The organism is Bradyrhizobium sp. (assembly GCF_030693485.1).
Taxonomy (GTDB): Bacteria; Pseudomonadota; Alphaproteobacteria; order Rhizobiales; family Xanthobacteraceae; genus Bradyrhizobium.
The window spans coordinates 1-3,313 of record NZ_JAUYAN010000336.1; the positions used below are offsets into that span (position 1 = coordinate 1).

The 3,313-nt window shown below is 62.7% G+C and carries 5 protein-coding genes; 3 read left to right on the forward strand and 2 right to left on the reverse strand.

Going from position 1 to position 3,313, the window contains the following annotated elements:
* Positions 1-283: 283 nt before the first annotated feature.
* Entirely contained in the window at positions 284-1,333 is a 1,050-nt protein-coding gene (locus tag Q8N40_RS24885) for a hydroxyacid dehydrogenase (protein WP_305713691.1), read from the reverse strand.
* A gap of 273 nt (positions 1,334-1,606) precedes the next feature.
* Between Q8N40_RS24885 and Q8N40_RS24890 the strand changes: the two genes are divergently transcribed.
* The 3 genes from Q8N40_RS24890 (at position 1,607) to Q8N40_RS24900 (ending at position 3,021) form a co-directional block, all read left to right on the forward strand.
* Positions 1,607-2,164, forward strand: a complete 558-nt coding sequence (locus Q8N40_RS24890; RefSeq protein WP_305318899.1) for a thiamine pyrophosphate-binding protein — start codon at positions 1,607-1,609, stop codon at positions 2,162-2,164.
* An 8-nt stretch (positions 2,165-2,172) separates the two neighbouring features.
* Positions 2,173-2,787, forward strand: a complete 615-nt coding sequence (locus tag Q8N40_RS24895; RefSeq protein ID WP_305318900.1) for a thiamine pyrophosphate-dependent enzyme — start codon at positions 2,173-2,175, stop codon at positions 2,785-2,787.
* A gap of 75 nt (positions 2,788-2,862) precedes the next feature.
* Positions 2,863-3,021, forward strand: coding sequence for a hypothetical protein (locus tag Q8N40_RS24900; RefSeq protein WP_371135809.1), 159 nt, complete (start codon positions 2,863-2,865; stop codon positions 3,019-3,021).
* A 58-nt stretch (positions 3,022-3,079) separates the two neighbouring features.
* Here the strand turns inward: Q8N40_RS24900 and Q8N40_RS24905 are convergent.
* On the reverse strand, positions 3,080-3,313 hold a 234-nt coding region (locus Q8N40_RS24905; RefSeq protein WP_305713692.1), incomplete at its 5' end, for a DUF1236 domain-containing protein.

Below are 3,313 nucleotides of genomic sequence, written 5' to 3' on the forward strand. Positions count from 1 at the left end.
ACGATCAGCTTGAACCGGCGTCCGATTCGGGACGATGCCGAGCGCAAGAATGAATTTACCTGTCGCATTTCGCCAATTCCTTCGGCGCCGGCCGGAACCAACGTTCCGCGAACGACGCTTGAAAGGAAAATGGCCTTGCCCCGGCGGCCTGTCGATAGCGCAGCGAAAATAGCAACGCGGCCATCGCCCGGGCCCGGGTTCACGATGGATTTATTGCCGCGATCAGGGCGATAACGATGGAATTCTTCTCCCTCGAAAAACCGATCCGGCGAACCGGGCCCGGTCAGCCCGGCGTAAACCCGAACGCCCGTTCAAAGCGTTTGGCGTAGGCCGGCCATACTTCGGGATTGATCAGGCGCGGCGGCCGCTTGCCGTCGAGCGCGCCGAGCATCTGCTCGGCGGCGATCCGGCCCATATTGGCCCGCGCCTCCCGGGTCACCCCGGCGGTGTGCGGGCTTGCCAGCACGTTGTCGAATTGCAGCAGCGGATGGTCCGGCTGAGGCGGTTCCTTGTCCCAGACGTCGAGGCCCGCGCCGGCAATGCGCTTGTCGCGCAGCACGTCGAACAGCGCCGCTTCATCATGGATAAAGCCCCGCGCGGTGGTGATGTAATAAGCGTGCGGCTGCATCAGCGCGAATTCGCGCGCGCCGATCATGCCACGCGTATCCCTGGCGAGCGGACAGTTGATCGAGACATAGTCGGAGGCGCGCAAGAGGTCGTCGAGTTCGACCTTTTCGCCGCCACGCGCGGCCATCTCGGTCGCCGAAAGATAGGGATCGTAGGCCAGCACCTTCATGCCGAGCAGGCCCTTGCAGAGTTCGGCGATGCGGCGGCCGACATTGCCGAGCCCGACGATGCCGATGGTCTTGCCCTGCGCCTCGGTGCCGATCAGGGAATTGCGGTTGACATTGGGGTCGCGCCGCAACGCACGGTCGGCCTCGATGATGCGCTTTGACAGAGTGAGCAGCATGCCGAGCGCGTGCTCGGCGACGGAGTGGGCGTTGCCGCCAGACTGGTTGACCACCACCACCCCCGCTGCCGTGCAGGCCTCGACGTCGACGGGATCGAAGCCCGCGCCGTTGCTGGAGACGATCAGCAGGTTCGGCGCGCGCTTGAGCAGATCAGCATGGGCGTGGAAATGCGGTGCAAGTTCGTCGCGCGCCGCGCCGATCTGATAGGCATGCGCGGCGGCCAGCACCGGCGCGAAGACGTCTTCCGCGGTTTCGTTCTCCAGCCGGTCGAGCCGCACATCGGGACGTGCCGCCAGTATTTCGGCATAGATCGGATGCGCCAGATATTTGACGTAGAACACGCGCTTGTTATTCACGGACATCGTTGGTCAAGCCTTCAGTTCAGGGAAGCCATGGTGTTGCGGGATTGGTGTCGAGGATGATCCATCTGCGCATGACATCCCTCCCCGATATTCTCCATTTCTATTTCTCTTATCACACGCCAGCATACCCGGAGCATCGCCAGGAGGTGCCGATCATGCATATGGTCAGCGCATGTTGACAATCCCTGAGAGTGCGTCAAGTTTCGGCGCAACGACGGGCCGGCTGCGATCATGTCGCGAACGAAAAATCGTCGCGAAACAAGGGATACTGCGATGGCGGTTGCCGAGGCACAGACGACAAACCAAGCTCCTCACGAAAGGAGCTGGCACGACGTGGCGTTGCAGACGCTCAAGCGCAACGACATCCGGCTGGTACCCTACGTTCCCGACCGCATCCTGACGACGCTGATCAGGAATATCCACGCCGATCCGTTCTTCACCACATTTCCCACCGCGCGGGAAGAGGAAGCGGTCGGCATCGTCGCCGGCGCCTGGATGGCCGGCATGCGCGGCGCCGTGCTGATGCAGACCTCCGGCTTCGCCACGCTGGCCAACGTGCTGGCGTCGCTGGCGGTTCCCTACCAGATTCCGCTGATCATGTTCGTCACGGAGCGCGGCACGCTCGGCGAATTCAATTACGGCCAGGCGCTGGTCTGCCGCACCATGCGGCCGGTACTGGATTCGCTGGCGATGGAGCATCACACCTGCACCCGGCTCGACGAATTCGAGTTCATCGCCGATCGTTCGATCAAGCAGGCCATCACCACGCAGGCGCCGGTGGCGCTGATCCTGTCGCCGCTTTTGACCGGCGGCAAAGTCTTCGACAAGTGAGTGAAGCCATGAACACGGCCACCAGCACCCCTGCCCGCAACACCAAGGTAATGAACCGGTTCGACATCACCTCGCGGCTGGTCGCAAAGCTGAAGCACGAGGAAGCCGTGATCGGCGGCATCGGCAATACCAATTTCGATCTTTGGGCCGCCGGCCATCGCCCGCAGAACTTCTACATGCTCGGCAGCATGGGGCTTGGCTTCCCGATCGCGCTCGGCGTCGCACTGGCGCAGCCGCAGCGCCGCGTATTCGGGCTCGACGGCGACGGCTCGCTGCTGATGCAGATGGGTTGCCTTGCGACGATTGCGACACTGGCGCCGAAAAACCTCACCATGATCGTGATGGACAACGGCATCTACCAGATCACCGGCGCGCAACCGACCCCGGCCGCTGCGGTGGCGGATATCGTCGCCATCGCCATCGCCTCCGGTCTTTCCAACAGCGTCTGGGCGGCGGACGAGGATGACTTCGAGCGTCTGGTCGATCAATCGCTGTCGGCCTCCGGACCGACGCTGATCGGGGTGCGCATCGACGACAAGCCCGGCGTCGGCGCCACCCGTCGTGATCCCGTGCAGATCCGGGAACGCTTCATGCTCGGCCTCGGCGTGCGAGAAGCGCTATAGGATCAGGCATTAACCAAAGGGCATCGCGATTTCGCATCTGCAGCATGGCGATGACCATATTCATCAAAATTCGCCGTGATCGGACTGATCGAGATCCTGCAGTTCTGGGCGCCGGGACGGCACGCGAGATGGTTGGATTTCGTCGTCGATGCGCTGGCAGCCTGCGTCGGCCTGGCGCTCGCGGCCTGCATCGGCTGGATCAAGAAGCGATCGCGCCGCGCAAAACTCTCATGACACGCAAATCCACGCGGGGAAATTCCCGCGGGGATCCAGAGATGGTCTATCGCTTGGGTTAGTCGATGATCTTGATGATCTTGCGCGTGCGCGGCTCGACGATTACACGGCGGTCATTGACCACGGCGTAGCGATATTCGGTGTGACTCGGAACCATCCGCAGTTCCACGCTTGATGGCAGCGGCTCACCGACCACGATTCTTTCGCGAACGGTAACCGACGGCGCGCGCTCGCCCTGAATCGAGGTGATCACGGCGTTCGGGATTTCGAGGCCGAGGCCAACTGCAGCACC

What these genes read in the sequence shown, in the direction of transcription:
- Q8N40_RS24885 (WP_305713691.1), bottom strand. Translation starts at nt 1,333, where the DNA reads ATGTCCGTGAATAACAAGCGCGTGTTCTACGTCAAATATCTGGCGCAT.
- Q8N40_RS24890 (WP_305318899.1), top strand. Translation starts at nt 1,607, where the DNA reads ATGGCGGTTGCCGAGGCACAGACGACAAACCAAGCTCCTCACGAAAGG.
- Q8N40_RS24895 (WP_305318900.1), top strand. Translation starts at nt 2,173, where the DNA reads ATGAACACGGCCACCAGCACCCCTGCCCGCAACACCAAGGTAATGAAC.